Annotated in this window: 13 protein-coding genes; 9 read left to right on the top strand and 4 right to left on the bottom strand. The window is 66.6% G+C overall.

Annotation, left to right across the window (positions count from 1 at the left end):
* Nucleotides 1-154: 154 nt before the first annotated feature.
* Nucleotides 155-1,303 carry a PQQ-dependent sugar dehydrogenase gene (locus NAO55_RS10395; protein WP_102840805.1) on the bottom strand — a complete coding sequence of 383 codons (1,149 nt, stop codon included), beginning with the start codon at nt 1,301-1,303 and terminating at the stop codon, nt 155-157.
* A gap of 180 nt (nt 1,304-1,483) precedes the next feature.
* Between NAO55_RS10395 and NAO55_RS10390 the strand changes: the two genes are divergently transcribed.
* The 4 genes from NAO55_RS10390 (at nt 1,484) to NAO55_RS10375 (ending at nt 3,996) form a co-directional block, all read left to right on the top strand.
* Nucleotides 1,484-1,663, top strand: a complete 180-nt coding sequence (locus NAO55_RS10390; RefSeq protein WP_102840804.1) for a PFL_1563 family small protein — start codon at nt 1,484-1,486, stop codon at nt 1,661-1,663.
* 81 nt (nt 1,664-1,744) lie between these two features.
* A complete protein-coding gene (locus tag NAO55_RS10385) occupies nt 1,745-2,470 on the top strand; it encodes an RNA pseudouridine synthase (protein WP_102840803.1) in 726 nt (241 codons plus the stop codon).
* A 128-nt stretch (nt 2,471-2,598) separates the two neighbouring features.
* Entirely contained in the window at nt 2,599-3,369 is a 771-nt protein-coding gene (locus NAO55_RS10380; RefSeq protein WP_102840802.1) for a transporter substrate-binding domain-containing protein, read from the top strand.
* A gap of 78 nt (nt 3,370-3,447) precedes the next feature.
* Nucleotides 3,448-3,996: a hypothetical protein gene (locus NAO55_RS10375; protein WP_063541409.1), complete on the top strand. Its 549-nt coding sequence runs from the start codon at nt 3,448-3,450 to the stop codon at nt 3,994-3,996.
* Between the two features lie 41 nt (nt 3,997-4,037).
* Here NAO55_RS10375 and NAO55_RS10370 read toward each other — a convergent pair whose 3' ends face one another.
* A complete protein-coding gene (locus tag NAO55_RS10370) occupies nt 4,038-4,226 on the bottom strand; it encodes a hypothetical protein (protein WP_063541407.1) in 189 nt (62 codons plus the stop codon).
* A gap of 176 nt (nt 4,227-4,402) precedes the next feature.
* Here NAO55_RS10370 and NAO55_RS10365 point away from each other — a divergent pair, with 176 nt between their 5' ends.
* Nucleotides 4,403-5,263 carry a DUF6279 family lipoprotein gene (locus tag NAO55_RS10365; RefSeq protein ID WP_102840801.1) on the top strand — a complete coding sequence of 287 codons (861 nt, stop codon included), beginning with the start codon at nt 4,403-4,405 and terminating at the stop codon, nt 5,261-5,263.
* A gap of 10 nt (nt 5,264-5,273) precedes the next feature.
* Here the strand turns inward: NAO55_RS10365 and NAO55_RS10360 are convergent, their stop codons facing one another.
* Nucleotides 5,274-9,593 (bottom strand): DEAD/DEAH box helicase, encoded by a 4,320-nt coding sequence (locus tag NAO55_RS10360; RefSeq protein ID WP_102840800.1) that lies wholly within the window; start codon nt 9,591-9,593, stop codon nt 5,274-5,276.
* Nucleotides 9,594-9,710: 117 nt separating this feature from the next.
* Here NAO55_RS10360 and NAO55_RS10355 point away from each other — a divergent pair, with 117 nt between their 5' ends.
* The gene (locus NAO55_RS10355) at nt 9,711-10,016 is read left to right on the top strand and encodes a hypothetical protein (RefSeq protein WP_102840799.1); all 306 of its coding nucleotides are present in this window, start codon (nt 9,711-9,713) and stop codon (nt 10,014-10,016) included.
* 9 nt (nt 10,017-10,025) lie between these two features.
* Nucleotides 10,026-10,721: an SDR family oxidoreductase gene (locus NAO55_RS10350; RefSeq protein WP_102840798.1), complete on the top strand. Its 696-nt coding sequence runs from the start codon at nt 10,026-10,028 to the stop codon at nt 10,719-10,721.
* A gap of 9 nt (nt 10,722-10,730) precedes the next feature.
* On the opposite strand, the gene NAO55_RS10345 is transcribed toward NAO55_RS10350, so the two are convergent.
* Nucleotides 10,731-11,546, bottom strand: a complete 816-nt coding sequence (locus NAO55_RS10345; RefSeq protein ID WP_102840797.1) for an OBAP family protein — start codon at nt 11,544-11,546, stop codon at nt 10,731-10,733.
* A 152-nt stretch (nt 11,547-11,698) separates the two neighbouring features.
* Here NAO55_RS10345 and egtB point away from each other — a divergent pair, with 152 nt between their 5' ends.
* A complete protein-coding gene (gene egtB, locus NAO55_RS10340; RefSeq protein WP_102840796.1) occupies nt 11,699-12,988 on the top strand; it encodes an ergothioneine biosynthesis protein EgtB in 1,290 nt (429 codons plus the stop codon).
* A 2-nt stretch (nt 12,989-12,990) separates the two neighbouring features.
* Entirely contained in the window at nt 12,991-13,953 is a 963-nt protein-coding gene (egtD, locus tag NAO55_RS10335) for an L-histidine N(alpha)-methyltransferase (RefSeq protein WP_063541395.1), read from the top strand.

Below are 13,953 nucleotides of genomic sequence, written 5' to 3'. Positions count from 1 at the left end.
GATCTTGTTATCGAACCCGTACAACCCCGTTCAGGGGGCCGCCATCAGCGGCCGCCTGAAAAGTGGGACAGGCAATGCGCGGGAATGCTCCGTGCCGATCGAAGATCGCTGCATCGGCCGCGGTCAGCCACCGCGGCCATGTCGATCAGAGACGTCAGCGGGATTCGAGCCCGACCTGCAGCAGCTTGCCGTTACCGGCATCGGTGAGCAGGTAGAGAAAGCCATCCGGCCCGACGCGGACATCGCGTATGCGCGAGCCCATGTCCTTGAGCAGACGCTCCTCACCGACGATGCGATCGCCGTCCAGGCGCAGACGGATCAGTGACTGATCCACCAGAGCACCGATGAACAGGCTGTGCTGCCAGGCCGGGAAACGCTCGGCGTCATAGAACGCCATGCCACTGACGCCGGGAGATTTCGTCCAGACGTGATGCGGCGGCTCGGTGCCCGGCACGGTTTTGCCCTTGGCTTCGGGGATCGGCAGCATGCTGTAGTTGATGCCATGGGTCGCCAGCGGCCAGCCATAGTTCTTGCCGGCTTGCGGAATGTTGATCTCGTCGCCGCCCCGCGGGCCGTGCTCGTGGGTCCAGAGCACTCCGCTCCAGGGGTTGAGTGCAGCGCCCTGCTGATTGCGGTGGCCATAGGACCAGATTTCCGGCCGCGCACCATCCTGGCCGACGTAGGGGTTGTCCTGCGGCACACTGCCGTCGGGCCGGATGCGCACCACCTTGCCCTGGTGCTTGTCGAGGTCCTGCGCAGTGGAGCGCTGATTGTTCTCACCCAGGGCGACGAATAGATGGCCGTCGCCATCGAACACCAGCCGCGAGCCGAAATGCACACCACTGGACAGCTTCGGCTGCTGGCGGAAGATCACCTCGAAGTTCTCCAGCCGGGACAGATCCTCACTGAGCCTACCGCGCCCTACGGCCGTTCCGGCCATGCCCTGTTCGCCGGCTTCGGCATAGCTGAGATACACCAGCCGGTCGGTCTGAAAGTCCGGCGACAACCGTACGTCCAGCAAGCCGCCCTGCGAGCGGGCGAATACATCCGGCACCCCGGCCAGCGGCTCGGAAAGATGGCCATCCAGATCGACCAGACGCAGATGTCCCGGCCGTTCGGTCACCAGCATCCGCTTGCCGTCCGGCAGAAAGGCCAATCCCCACGGGTTCTCCAGACCAGTGATGATTTCTTTCACCCTGACCGTGCCGGCCTCGCTGGGATATTCCTGCGGCTCGGCGACGAGCTGGAGCGAAAACGCACAACCGACGCCGAAGAGCGCGGAGCGAATGACGTGACGATGCATGGCGTTCCTCCCAAGTGGCCTGACGCGGCAAGCTCCGCGCCACAACGCTCTATTGAAGACCAGCGCGGCGCGACAAGCGTTGCGAAAACGCTTCAGGAAATGACCACCTGTAAAAAGCTGAACAAAATTTGATCAAATCTGTATAATGCCCGGTTCGACTGATTGAAGGAAAAGCGATCCATGGCCACCAAGACCACCAGCGCCAAGCGCAAGCCCGAACCTGCTACCGAAACCAGCCAATCCCTTGCCGCACAGATGGCAGCCTTTCTCAAGGCTGGCGGCGAAATCCAGACCATCCCCAATGGTGTGAGCGGCCAGACCCAAGGCCCGTCCCGCCAGATCACCATCAGCAAGAAGTGATCGACTGATCCGAACCGCTTTCGGCGAGCCGTTCCATGGCTCGCCGCGTTCCGCCTCCCTCCTGATCCTTTCGAGCATCCCATGACCGACCCCGTGCGCCTTGCCAAACGCGTCGCCGAGCAATTCGGCTGTTCCCGGCGCGAGGCCGAGCTGTATATCGAGGGCGGCTGGGTCACCGTCGACGGCGAGCTGATCGAAGCGCCCTTCGTCAAGGTCGGGCCCGAACAGCGCATCGAGCTGAAGGCAGGTGCCACTGCCCGCGAAGTCGCCCCCGTCACCCTGTTGCTGCACAAGCCGGCCGGCCTGGCGATCGGAGCCGAGGCGGAACGCATCCGCCAGGTGCTGCTGGATGGCGAACACTGGCAGGACGATCCCAACCGCATCGAGCCACTGCAACGTCACCTGCTGCGGCAACACCATCTGCTGCCGCTGGATGATGACGCCAGCGGCCTGGCGATCTTCACTCAGCAGCGCGAAGTGATCCGTGTGTTGACCGGTGCACGGGACAAACCGGAGCAGGAGTACATCGTCGAAGTCACCGGCGAGGCCGAAGAAGGCGGCCTCGCGCTGCTGGCCAAGGGCATCGGTCATCGTGGCAAGATCCTGCCCAAGGCCAAGGTCAGCTGGCAGAGCGAGAGCCGCCTGCGCGTGGTGGTCAAGGAGCCCGCGCCGGGTGATGTACGCATGCTCTGCGAGGCCATCGGCCTGCGCGTCATCGCCAGCAAGCGCATCCGCATCGGCCGGCTGTCGATGGCCAAGCTGCCGGTGGGGCACTGGCGCTTCCTCGGCGAGCACGAACGCTTCTGACGCCTCGGCCCGAGCCGGCCCGCAGCGCCGGTCGGCGGAGCGCACTTGCCTAACGGGCAACTGTGAACCAGTCTTTGCCGCGTATCGCGGCAAATCGCCACGACATCTCCCCCGAACACAGGATCGTGATGCGGACTCTTCTGCTCTGGCTGTTGATCTGCTTTTTAGCTCCGGCACTGGCAGCCGAGCCCGTCGCCGTCTGGGCGTACCAGCCCTCTCCTCCGTTCGCTTCCGGTCAGGGCCGCGGGCTCTCCGAAGCGCTGGTAGAGCTGCTCAATGAACACCCGAGCAATCAGGATCGTTTCGAGTTTCGCCTGAGTCAGCTGCCACGCAAGCGCCTCGACGCCCGGCTCGCCGCCAACGAGCCAGGCATCCTGCTCTGGGCCACACCGGAATTCTTTCCCGAGCACCTGACCACCGGCGCCAGCTGGACGCCTCCGCTGCTCTGCGACATCCAGGATTTCGTTTCCCGCCGTGACGCACCGGTCGACTACGATGGGCCACGCTCGCTGCACGGCAAGCGTCTGGGCGGCATCCTCGGTCACCGCTACCGCGAGTTGCAGCCCGACATCGACAAGGGACTGGTCCGCCGCGAAGACGTGCACAGCGACCTGCAGAACCTGAACAAGCTCCTCTCCGGGCGCATCGATGTGGTGCTCATGCCACGCTCTTCCCGCCTGTTCTATAGCCTGACCGAGACATCGGCGGACCAGCTGTACGTCTCGCCCAAGCCGCTCTATGTCTTCGATCGCCATCTGCTGATGACTGCCACCCTGCCCGCCGAAACCACACAATTCATGCAGCAGATGATTGCCGACCTGCCCCACAGCGCACGCTGGCTCAAGTTGCTCAGGCGCTACGGCCTGCACGAGATGAGCGCGCCCTGCCCCAGATACTGAGCGAACGTAAGCGCCACTGGCGAATCGAAGCTGGCACACCGCATACTGGCGAAAAGAGAACGGAGTACCAATTCAGCCATGAAAAAGGCATTGCTGTTCGGCCTGTTTTTGGCCCTCGGCGGCTGCGCCAGCCAGTCCTGCGATCGCGTCTGGAGCGATAGCTGTCGAGCCGAGCGCCTGCTTTACCAGAACGACCTGATGCAGGCGAAGATCCTGATCTCGGTCGGCAACGAGGATGGCTACGAGCTGGCGCAGGCCCTGCTCGATCGCAGCGCGCGCCTCGACCGGCGGGGTGAAACCGAGTTCTACCAGGCGCTGCTGCTGATCCGCCAGGGCCCGGAACCGTCCGAAGTGCTGCAACTGCTGGAGCAGGCCAAGCGCAAGGGTCATCCACATGCGGTGGCGTTGCTCTACAAGATCTATCAGGAACCCTACCTGCTCGCCGAAGCCGATCCGGAAAGGGCGGAGGGCTACCGCCAGGCCTATGGCGAGCTTGATGTCGCGCGCAGCGGTTACCCGTCGTTCGAAAAGTCGCTGGAACTGGTCGACCAGCTGGTCGCCCCGCCGCCGCCTGCCGCCGAATACCAGGCCCCCTGTCCGCAGCATTGCCTGGAGCAAGCCCGCTGATCCGTCATTGATACTCGCTGCGCCGCTCCAGACGGCGCCGCTTACGGTGCAGGGGTCTGCAAGATGCGTGGCTCCTGCTCGCCGTCAGCCACCGCACGGGCTTCCTGCTCGGAGCCATAGGGTCCACCGATGATCGTGCCGTCCAGCTCCACGACCCAGCACACCGCCCAGGTCGGCCGCCAGGCCTTGGGTACGTCGTCGCCGCTGAGATGCTTGATCTGAGTGCTCATGGCTGCTCTCCACTGCTGTAGGAATGTCCACCGCCGCGCGCTACGCGGCGGGCGCTTATTCTGAAGACCACGGCATGGCCAACTTTGCTCGCCCACGGCAAGCAGATCCCCCTTCGATCGAACCACCGCCAGCGCCTTGGCTCTACGGAAAAGGCGCCGACCGCGAGGAACCGAGGATGCGTACCACCCAACTGCTTGTGCTAACGCTGCTGATCGCGACGCTGCTGGCGGGCTGCAGTCGCGCCACGCTGGTCTATCGCAACCTCGACACGCTGATTCCCTGGACGCTCAACGACTATCTGGATCTGGACCGCACCCAACAGCGCGAACTGCGCCAACGGCTACGCGAGCACCTGGCCTGGCACTGCAGCACCCAGTTGCCGGAACTCCTTGCCAGGCTCGACCGGCTGGAGCACAGCAGTGCCGACGGCCCATTCGAGCCGGGCGATCTGGAGCCGCACTACCGCGGCGTACGCGATGCCATGCACAGCATCGCCGTGGAGGTCACCCCGACCGCCACTGATCTGCTGCGAGCATTGAACGACGCGCAAGTCGAGGAGCTGCGCGAAGCGTTGGACGAGAACCGCCGCGAGCACCGGGAGAAATACCTCGAGCCGCCGCTGGAACAGCAGATCCGCGAGCGCGCCGAGCGCATGCAGGACCGCCTGCAGTACTGGTTCGGCCCGTTGAACGCACAGCAGCGCCAGCGCGTGCTGGCCTGGGCGCACACACTGAGCGAGCAGAACAGCCGCTGGCTGCGCAACCGCGAGCAATGGCAGACGATGCTGCTGGCCGCCGTCGAGCAGCGCCACGGCGCCGATTTCGATCAGCGTATCGCTCGGCTCTTGCAGGATCGAGAAGCGCTGCTGAACGAAGACGACCGCGCCGCGCTGCAACGCGCAGAACAGGCCGGTCTGGAATTGGTGGCCGACCTCCATCGCCTCGCCGACGACAGCCAGCGCGACCATCTGAGCGGCAGGCTGACGCAGCTGCAGAGCGACTTCGGCAGTCTGAAGTGCCTGGCCCAGGCCGGCTGACGACCGGGCCTCAGCGCCCCGTCGAGGTCAGCCGGCGCAGGGCCTCGCGCTGCGCCGGCTCGTCGAGTTCGAGCAACCACTGCGGCTTGCCCGCCACCAGCGCCGCCAGCGGCACGCCATCGCGGTAGAGGATGCGGTTGCCCGGCAGCGCCGGCACCTTGCTGCCGGGTAACAGCGTACCCAACTGGTTCAGCGGATCGACCGCCGAGACCGCCAGCAGCTCGCCCGCCAACGGCCGCTTGCGCACCTCGCGCAACAGCGCCAGCGCTTCCGGCAAGGCGAACTGCTCGCCTGCCACGCCTGCGACGAAACGCCCGCCGCGGATCTCGCCGCGCGCTTCCAGCCGGTGGTAGACCCGCAACAGCCCGCGCCAGGGCGGCAGCCAGTCCGCCTCGCGCGCCAGCAGTCGCCAGAACACCACGCCGTAACGGCGCAGCAGCACGCGGGCAATATGCTCCAGCGCCTCAGCCGAAAAGCCGGAGCGGCCGGGCGCTTCCTCGGCCTCGGCGGGTTTGCGCACCAGCGCCCAGCGGCCCGCATCGGCCATGCCGCCGATGAAGGCGCCTCCGCGGGTTCGCCGCGCAGTGCGCGAGCGCTTGCTGGCCGGCGTCAGCAGCGCACGCAGGCCGGCGAAGCTGTCGGCGTTCACCAGCCCGACCGCCACCAGTTCGCCCAGGGCGTCCTCCAGCTCGCTGCGCAGCAGATGGGCGTCGTGCTGCAGTTCGTCGAAGAACAGCGCGCCATGGGTCTGCAGGCAATCGAACACGCGTTGCGCCCGCGATGACAGTTCCGGCGCGGGCGCATCGCTGGCCAATGCATGCCAGGCACCGAGCTGGCGCCGCGGCAACAGCACGATCGGCGTGCCGCGTACCGGCCCGCAGCTGGCCTTGAGACGCCCGGACAGCCGCGTCCAGACAATGCGACCGGAGCGGCACAGCTCATCCAGCCAGGTGCTGCCGTAATCCTTCAGACGGGCCGGCAGCAAATCGCTTTCCCAGGCCGTCGCGGCCGCCTGGAAGCCTTCCAGCTGCTCGACCAGTGTGCCCAACGCCTCGCGCCCCTGCATGCGGGTGCCCGCCGACAGGTGTTGCCAGTCGGCGAGAAAGCGCATGCAGTCGGCAAGCTCCACCGGCTCGATCTCGCGGCGCAGGCGCTTGACCGTGTAGCGATGGATGCGCGCCAGCAGGTGCCGCTCGCACCACTCGTCCTCGCTCGCTCCCGGGCTGAAGCGCCCGCGCAGCACATAGCCCTGGGCCTCCAGGCGGGTCAGCGCCAGCGCCACCGCCGAGGCCGGCAGGGCCAGCGGTCTAGCGATCAGCGGCACCGGCAGCGGCGCGAAACCGCTCAGACGGGTGCGGATCAGTTCCACCAGCGCATCCTCTTCGTCCAGCAGCTGGTCATAGCCGGCCGGCAATGGCAGACGCGGCTCGCAGGCCGCCTGCGGATAGATCGAGCGCAGCCAGGCCAGGCGTTCCAGCGGGGTCCAGAGCGCGCGGTCGTGAGCCACCTGCAGGCGCGTCGCCCGCCCCGCGCGGGCCTGCTCGTCGAGCCATTGCAGCCAGTGCGGCTGCTCCGCCGCTTCGGCCTCGGCGATGCAGCCCAGCGCCGTCAGCGCCTCGTGCAGCTCGTCGCTGTTGCGCGCTTCCGGCCAGGCCTCCGCCCCCACCGCCGCTATCGCCTCGGGGTCCAGCGCGCCAAGGTCGTCGGCCGATTCCGGATCGCGCCAACGGCGGGCGAGCACCGCCTGGGTGCGTCGCTCTTCCAACGGGGCGTCGTCGAGAAAGGCGTACGGGCGCGCGCCGAGGATTTCCATGGCCAGTGGCGACGGCGCCGGCAGGTCACGTGTCAGCAGCTCGACCTCTCCCCGCTCCATGCGCCGCAGCAGCGCCAACCAACCCTCGCTGTCCATGGCCTCGTGCAGGCAGTCATCCAGGGTCTGGCGCACCAGCGGGTGGTCGGGAATTTCGCGCTCCCCGACGATGTTCTCCAGGCAGGCCACCTGATCGGGGAACACCGTGGCCAGCAGGTCTTCGCTTTTCATACGCTGCAGCTGCGGCGCCACCTTGCGCCCACCGGCCATGCGCGGCAGGGCCAGCGCGGTAGTGGCGATCCAGCGCCAGCGCACGCCGAACAGCGGCGCGTCGAGCAGCGCCTGGATCAGCACCTGTTCGGCACCGGCCGAATGCAGGTAGCGCCAGACCTCATCCAGCGCGAAGCTGTGGCTGGTCGACAGCGAGAGGATGATCGCGTCCTCGGTGGCTGCCGCCTGCAGCTCGAAGTTGAAGGTGCGGCAGAAGCGCTTGCGCAGCGCCAGGCCCCAGGCGCGGTTGATGCGGCTGCCATAGGGCGAGTGGATCACCAGCTGGGTGCCGCCGGACTCATCGAAGAAGCGCTCCATGACCAGCCGCCGCTGGGTCGGCAACGCGCCCAGCGCCGCCCGCGCTCGGGCCAGGTATTCGACGATCTGTTGCGCGGCTTCGCGAGGGATGCCTGGGGTATCGGCGAGCCAATCGATCACCGGCTGCAGGCGTTCGGCCGCTTGCGACTCGGCGCTGGCCAGGCGCTGGTCGATTTCCCCGCGCAGGCGGGCGACCGCGAAGGACAGCTCGTCGCTGCGCCCCGGCGCTTCGCCGAGCCAGAACGGGATGCTTGGCGGCATGCCCTGGGCGTCCTCCACGCGCACCCGCCCCGCCTCGATCTTGAGGATGCGGTAGGAGGTGTTGCCGAGCTGGAACACGTCCCCGGCCAGGCTCTCCACGGCGAAATCCTCGTTCACCGTGCCGATGTTCAGCCCCTGCGGCTCCAGCAGCACGGCGTAGTCGGAGTTGTCGGCGATGGTGCCGCCGGAGGTCAGCGCGGTCAGCCGCCCGCCGCGGCGGCCGCGCAGGCTGCGGGTCGCCAGGTCGCGATGCAGATAGGCGCCGCGCGCGCCATGGCGAGTGGTATAGCCTTCGGCGAGCATCCTCAGCAGCGCCTGATAAGTGTCGTCATCCAGCACCGCATAGGGCATCGCCCGGCGCAGCAGCGCCAGCAGCGCATCCTCCTGCCATTCACGGCTGGATACCTCGGCGACGATCTGCTGGGCCAGCACGTCCAGCGGCGCCGGGGGAATTCTCAGCGTGTCCAGTTCGCTGCGGCGCACGGCATCGAGCAGCGCGGCGCATTCGATCAGGTCATCACGCGAGCTGGGAAACAGGCGCCCCTTGGATACGCCCGCCACCTGGTGACCGGCGCGTCCTACTCGTTGCAGGAAGGCGGCTATCGAGCGCGGCGAGCCGAGCTGGCAGACCAGTTCCACGTCGCCGATATCGATGCCCAGTTCCAGCGAGGCGGTGGCCACCAGCACCCGCAGTTCGCCGCGTTTGAGCTTCTGCTCGGCCGTCAGCCGCTGCTCGCGCGCCAGGCTGCCATGGTGCGCCGCCACCACCGCGCCGCCCAGCCGTTCGGCCAGATGGCGGGTGGTGCGCTCGGCCATGCGGCGCGTGTTGACGAACACCAGGGTGGTCCGATGCTCGCCGGCCAGCGCGGCCAGGCGGTCGTAGACCAGCGCCCAGGCATCGTTGCTCATTACCGCTTCCAGCGGCACCGGCGGGACTTCCAGCGCCAGGTCGCGGGCGCGGCCATGGCCGATATCGACGATCTCACAAGGGCGCTCGGTTCCGACCAGAAAGCGCGCAACCGCGTCTATGGGCTTCTGTGTGGCGGACAACCCGACGCGCACCAGCGGCCGTTCGCAGAGCGCCTCCAGCCGCTCCAGCGACAACGCCAGGTGGCTGCCGCGCTTGTTGCCGGCGATGGCGTGGATCTCGTCGACGATCACGCTGCGCACATCGCGCAGCATCTGCCGCCCGGACTCGGAGCCGAGCAGCACGTAGAGCGATTCCGGCGTGGTGACCAGGATATGCGGCACCCGCTTGCGCATCGCGTTGCGCTCGGCCTGCGGTGTGTCGCCGGTGCGCACAGCGGTGCGAATGTCCACCGGCGGCAGGCCGAGCCGTTGCAGCTCGGCGCCGATGCCGGCCAGCGGTTGCTCGAGGTTGATATGGATATCGTTGGACAGCGCCTTGAGCGGCGACACGTAGAGCACCTGGGTGCCGTCGACCAGCCCGCCCTCGGTCAGGCCCTGCTGCACCAGCGCGTCGATGGCGGCGAGAAAGGCGGTCAGCGTCTTGCCCGAACCGGTCGGCGCGGCGACCAGAGTCGAGCGACCGGCGCGTACCAACGGCCAGGCTGCTGCCTGAGCCGGTGTCGGGGCGGGAAAGCTGCGGGAAAACCAGCCCGCCACGGCGGGATGGAAGCGGCACAGCGGATCGGGGGCAGGCATGCTCATGCCGATGAATATGGTGCCGCGCCTGCCATTGCACAAGCGACAGCCGGTCGGCTGTGGGGAAACGGCACCGGCATATGGCGGTCAACTCCAGACAACGGCAACGCAACGGAGACGATCATGACCACAACGCCCCTGAGCCTGGACAACGCGATGCAACTGGCCTCGGAAGCCTTTCTGCCCTGTGGCTGCGTGACCAGCGCCAACCCCGAAGACGACAGCTTCGGTTTCACCGTGATGAACGGCAGCGGCGAAGAACTCGCCCGGGTGGCGCAGGTGCGCGACTACGCCGACCCGCTGCGCATGGCCCAGGTCATCGAGCAGACCCGCCAGGAGCTGATCGACAAGGGCTGCACCCTGGAGCCCTGGACGATGCCCTTCATCACCGACACCAGCGCCATTCCGGAAACCACTCCGAACTACTGAGGAGGCGGCATGAGCGATCCCGTTCTGTTGATCACCGGCGCCTCGTCCGGGATCGGTGCGGCCACCGCGCGCCAGGCCGCCAAGGCCGGCTATCGCCTGGCACTGGCCGCACGTTCGGTGGACAAGCTGCAGCGGCTGGTTGATGAAATCGGTCCGCAGCGCGCCATCGCCATCCGCTGCGACGTCACCGACTACGCCGAACAGCAGGCAATGGTGCAGCAGGTGCTGGAGCGCTTCGGCCAGCTCGATGCGGTCTACGCCAACGCCGGCATACCAGGCAGCGAAGGCGGCTTCAGCGCGGCCGACCCGGCGGTATGGAAGGAGATGCTGCTGACCAACGTCTACGGCGTCGGGCTGACGCTGCGCTGCACGCTAGCCGCGCTGAAGGCCAGCCGCGGCCATCTGCTGCTCACCGGCTCGGCGGCAGGGCGCTTCGTCATTCCCGGTTCGATGTACAGCGCCAGCAAATGGGCGGTGACCGGCATGGGCCTGAGCGTGCGCGAGGAGCTGCGCGGCAGCGGTGTACGGGTCACGCTGATCGAGCCGGGCATGGTCGATACGCCGCTGTTCGACGAGCCGCCGGCTTACGCCCTGCAACCGGAGGACATCGGCCGTGCGGTGGTCTATGCCCTGTCGCAACCGGCCCATGTGGACGTCAACGAAATCCTAATCCGCCCGACACCACCCCTGCAGGACAGTCCATAGGCACGGCGTTCATCGCGGGTCGCTGCGTTGCTGCTGTTGCTGCAGGCGGCCCGACTCGTGAATCTCCGCCGGTCCGGTCGTATCGCCATGCCGGTGTTCACCCGCGCCACGCACCCGCTGCAACTGGATGACCTCGCCCTGCTCCCAGGCATTGGCGGCAGGATGGACCGAGGGTTGTGGAATCGATTGGCGGTTGCGGCGGGTCTCCCGGGTATCCACGCCAATACGCCGATCGCGCGCCTTTTCCAGCGCCGGATCGAGCTGGCCGTCGGCGGTAAAGCCCATCATCAGCGCCGGAATACCGTAGGGCAGCTCCTTGTCGCGATCGGTGTGCCAGGTATGCCAGGTCTTGCCGTAGGTGCTGACCACCTGCTCCATCAGCTGCCGCTCCGCCACCTCAGGCAGGCCGGGCGCAACCAGGGTGCCGGACTTCACCTCGTAGTCGTGGCTGTGCCAGAGCTTCTTTTCCTCTTCCGGCAGCGTTTCGAACAGGCGCGCGCTGATGATGTATTCCACGCCCATCAGCTTGGCGTCGCGGCCGTTGCCGTCATAGATCAGCGCCTGCATCACCTCCTCGTTGAGGCGGGTGACATAGTGATGCGCCTCCATCTGTCCGTTCATGTCGCCGTTGTAGAAATGGAAGCCGTTGAGATAGGCGCTGACCGCGTTCAGCGGCGCCTGGCCCTGCAGCATACGGGCGCCGGCCTCCAGCGCACGGGTCTCGATACTTTTCGGCGCGCCCGCCGCCTCGGTGTAGGGTGCGGTGTCGTGCTGCCCGCAGGCCCCCAGAACGGCCGCGCTACAAAGGACCAGTGACTTTCGCATCGTTCGATCTCCTGCTTTGCTCATACGGGGAGTGACCACGTGCATTGCGCATTTCTTCACCACGGCCTACCCGTCCGGCAGAAACTTTTGCCCTTTGCCCCGTGTCGCTATGGGAGGCCGTTTCGGTCGCGCAAGAACCTAGGGGGACAGCCATGGGCAACCTGGCACAACAGCCGCATCCGGCATTGGCCGAACTCGATCAGTTGCTGCAGCGCTATCGACAGGTGCGCGCGACCAGCGAGGCGATCTGCGCGCCTCTGCAGATCGAGGATTACGTGATCCAGAGCATGCCGGAGGTCAGCCCGCCGAAATGGCACCTGGCGCATGTCACCTGGTTCTTCGAGACATTCGTGCTGTTGCCCTACCTGCCGAGCTATCGATGCCAGAACAAGGCCTACGACTTTCTGTTCAATTCCTACTACCAGACCCACGGCGTGCCGTTCCCCAGGGCTCGACGCGGCATGCTTTCCCGCCCCGGGGTGAAGGAGGTCTATCGCTACCGCGAGCAGGTGGACCAGGCAATCGGCGAGCTGCTAGCCAACCCGCCTCGCGAGCAGGCCGCCGAGATCGTCCGGCGGGTCGGGCTGGGCTTGCAGCACGAGCAACAACATCAGGAACTGCTGCTGATGGACATCAAGCACATCCTGGCGCAGAACCCGCTGCATCCGGTCTATCGCGACGACCTGGCCAGCCCGTTGCCGAGCCGCCCGGCGCGCCCCCGCTGGTATGACTATGCCGGTGGGGTGCAGCACATCGGCCATGCCGGCAGTGATTTCGCCTTCGATTGCGAAACACCGCGGCATCGCCAGTTCGTCGAGGACTTCCAGCTTGCCGAGCGGCTAGTAACCAACGGCGAGTACCTGTCGTTCATCACTGACGGCGGCTACGCCCGGCCGGAGCTGTGGCTTTCCGACGGCTGGGACCTGATCCAGCAGGCCGGCTGGAACGCACCGCTGTACTGGCTGCGAGAAGACGAAGCCTGGCATGAAATGACCTTGGGCGGGCTGCGCACGCTGGACCTGGAAGCACCGGTCTGCCACGTCAGCTACTACGAGGCTGATGCCTATGCACGCTGGGCCGGCGCACGCCTGCCGAGCGAGGCCGAGTGGGAGATGGCGGCGGCCGACCAGCCGCTACGTGGCAACTTTCTCGAGAGCGACTACCTGCAACCGGTCGCCGCGCCCACCGGCCACGACGGCCCGCTGCAGCTGTTCGGCGATGTCTGGGAATGGACAGCCAGCGCCTACCTGCCCTACCCCGGCTTCCGCCCGCTGGAAGGCAGCCTCGGTGAATACAACGGCAAATTCATGTCCGGCCAGATGGTGCTGCGCGGAGGCTGTTGCGCCACGCCGGAATCCCACGTGCGGGTCACCTACCGCAACTTCTTCCAGCCGGCGATGCGCTGGCAGTTCGCCGGGCTGCGCCTGGCACGAGGACTCTGAGCATGGCCCTGGCGATTCATTTTCACGATCAGCTGCAGCAGCCGCATGAGGCCTCGTTGCGCGACGAGACCCTGGCCGGATTCGCCGCCACGCCGAAGTGGGCGTCACCGAAGTTCTTCTATGATCGGCGCGGATCCGAGTTGTTCGAGCAGATATGTCGGCAGCCGGAGTACTACATCACCCGCACCGAGGAACAGATCCTTGCCGAGGCGGCCAACGACATCCTCGATATCGCCGGCCCTCACAGCGACCTGATCGAGCTGGGCAGCGGCGCCAGCCGCAAGGTCCGCCTACTGCTGGAGGCGCTGCACCCGACCAGCTACCTGGGCATCGACATCTCCGAGGACTTCCTGCTCAGCAGCACCCAACGGCTGGCGGCGGACTATCCCTGGCTGGAGGTGCATGCCGCCTGTACCGACTTTTCCCATGAACTGAACCTGCCGGACGACTTCTCCAGCGAGCACCCGCTGGTGTTCTTCCCCGGCTCGAGCATCGGCAACTTCACCCCCGCCGAGGCCAGGGCCTTCCTGCAGCGTTTGCACGACGTGCTCCCGGCCGGCGGCGGGCTGCTGATCGGCGTCGACCTGGTCAAGGAGCGCGCCGTGCTCGAGGCCGCCTACAACGACCGCGCCCACGTGACCGCCGCCTTCAACCTCAACCTGCTGCAGCGCATCCGCAACGAGCTGGACAGCGACATCGATCCGTCGCGTTTCGTCCATCGAGCATTTTTCAACGAGAACGAATCGCGCATCGAGATGCATCTGATCAGCCCCGAGGCCCAGGACGTGACCATCGAAGGCCGGCGCTTTCATTTCGACGCCGGGGAAAGCCTGCACACGGAAAACTCCTACAAGTACACGCTGGAATCCTTCGTCGCGTTGGCGGACACAGCCGGCTTCGACTGCCGTGGCCAGTGGACCGATCGGCGCGAACTGTTCAGCGTGAACTACCTGCAACGACGCTGA

This window comes from Stutzerimonas frequens, assembly GCF_024448335.1.
GTDB lineage: Bacteria > Pseudomonadota > Gammaproteobacteria > Pseudomonadales > Pseudomonadaceae > Stutzerimonas > Stutzerimonas frequens.
The sequence above is the reverse complement of the archived record's forward strand: the minus strand, read 5'-3'. Positions and strand labels throughout refer to the sequence as shown.

Coding starts and splice junctions, on each gene's coding strand:
- NAO55_RS10390 (WP_102840804.1), top strand. CDS start 1,484: ATGGCCACCAAGACCACCAGCGCCAAGCGCAAGCCCGAACCTGCTACC.
- NAO55_RS10350 (WP_102840798.1), top strand. CDS start 10,026: ATGAGCGATCCCGTTCTGTTGATCACCGGCGCCTCGTCCGGGATCGGT.
- egtB (WP_102840796.1), top strand. CDS start 11,699: ATGGGCAACCTGGCACAACAGCCGCATCCGGCATTGGCCGAACTCGAT.
- NAO55_RS10380 (WP_102840802.1), top strand. CDS start 2,599: ATGCGGACTCTTCTGCTCTGGCTGTTGATCTGCTTTTTAGCTCCGGCA.
- NAO55_RS10365 (WP_102840801.1), top strand. CDS start 4,403: ATGCGTACCACCCAACTGCTTGTGCTAACGCTGCTGATCGCGACGCTG.
- NAO55_RS10375 (WP_063541409.1), top strand. CDS start 3,448: ATGAAAAAGGCATTGCTGTTCGGCCTGTTTTTGGCCCTCGGCGGCTGC.
- NAO55_RS10385 (WP_102840803.1), top strand. CDS start 1,745: ATGACCGACCCCGTGCGCCTTGCCAAACGCGTCGCCGAGCAATTCGGC.
- egtD (WP_063541395.1), top strand. CDS start 12,991: ATGGCCCTGGCGATTCATTTTCACGATCAGCTGCAGCAGCCGCATGAG.
- NAO55_RS10395 (WP_102840805.1), bottom strand. CDS start 1,303: ATGCATCGTCACGTCATTCGCTCCGCGCTCTTCGGCGTCGGTTGTGCG.
- NAO55_RS10355 (WP_102840799.1), top strand. CDS start 9,711: ATGACCACAACGCCCCTGAGCCTGGACAACGCGATGCAACTGGCCTCG.
- NAO55_RS10345 (WP_102840797.1), bottom strand. CDS start 11,546: ATGCGAAAGTCACTGGTCCTTTGTAGCGCGGCCGTTCTGGGGGCCTGC.
- NAO55_RS10360 (WP_102840800.1), bottom strand. CDS start 9,593: ATGAGCATGCCTGCCCCCGATCCGCTGTGCCGCTTCCATCCCGCCGTG.
- NAO55_RS10370 (WP_063541407.1), bottom strand. CDS start 4,226: ATGAGCACTCAGATCAAGCATCTCAGCGGCGACGACGTACCCAAGGCC.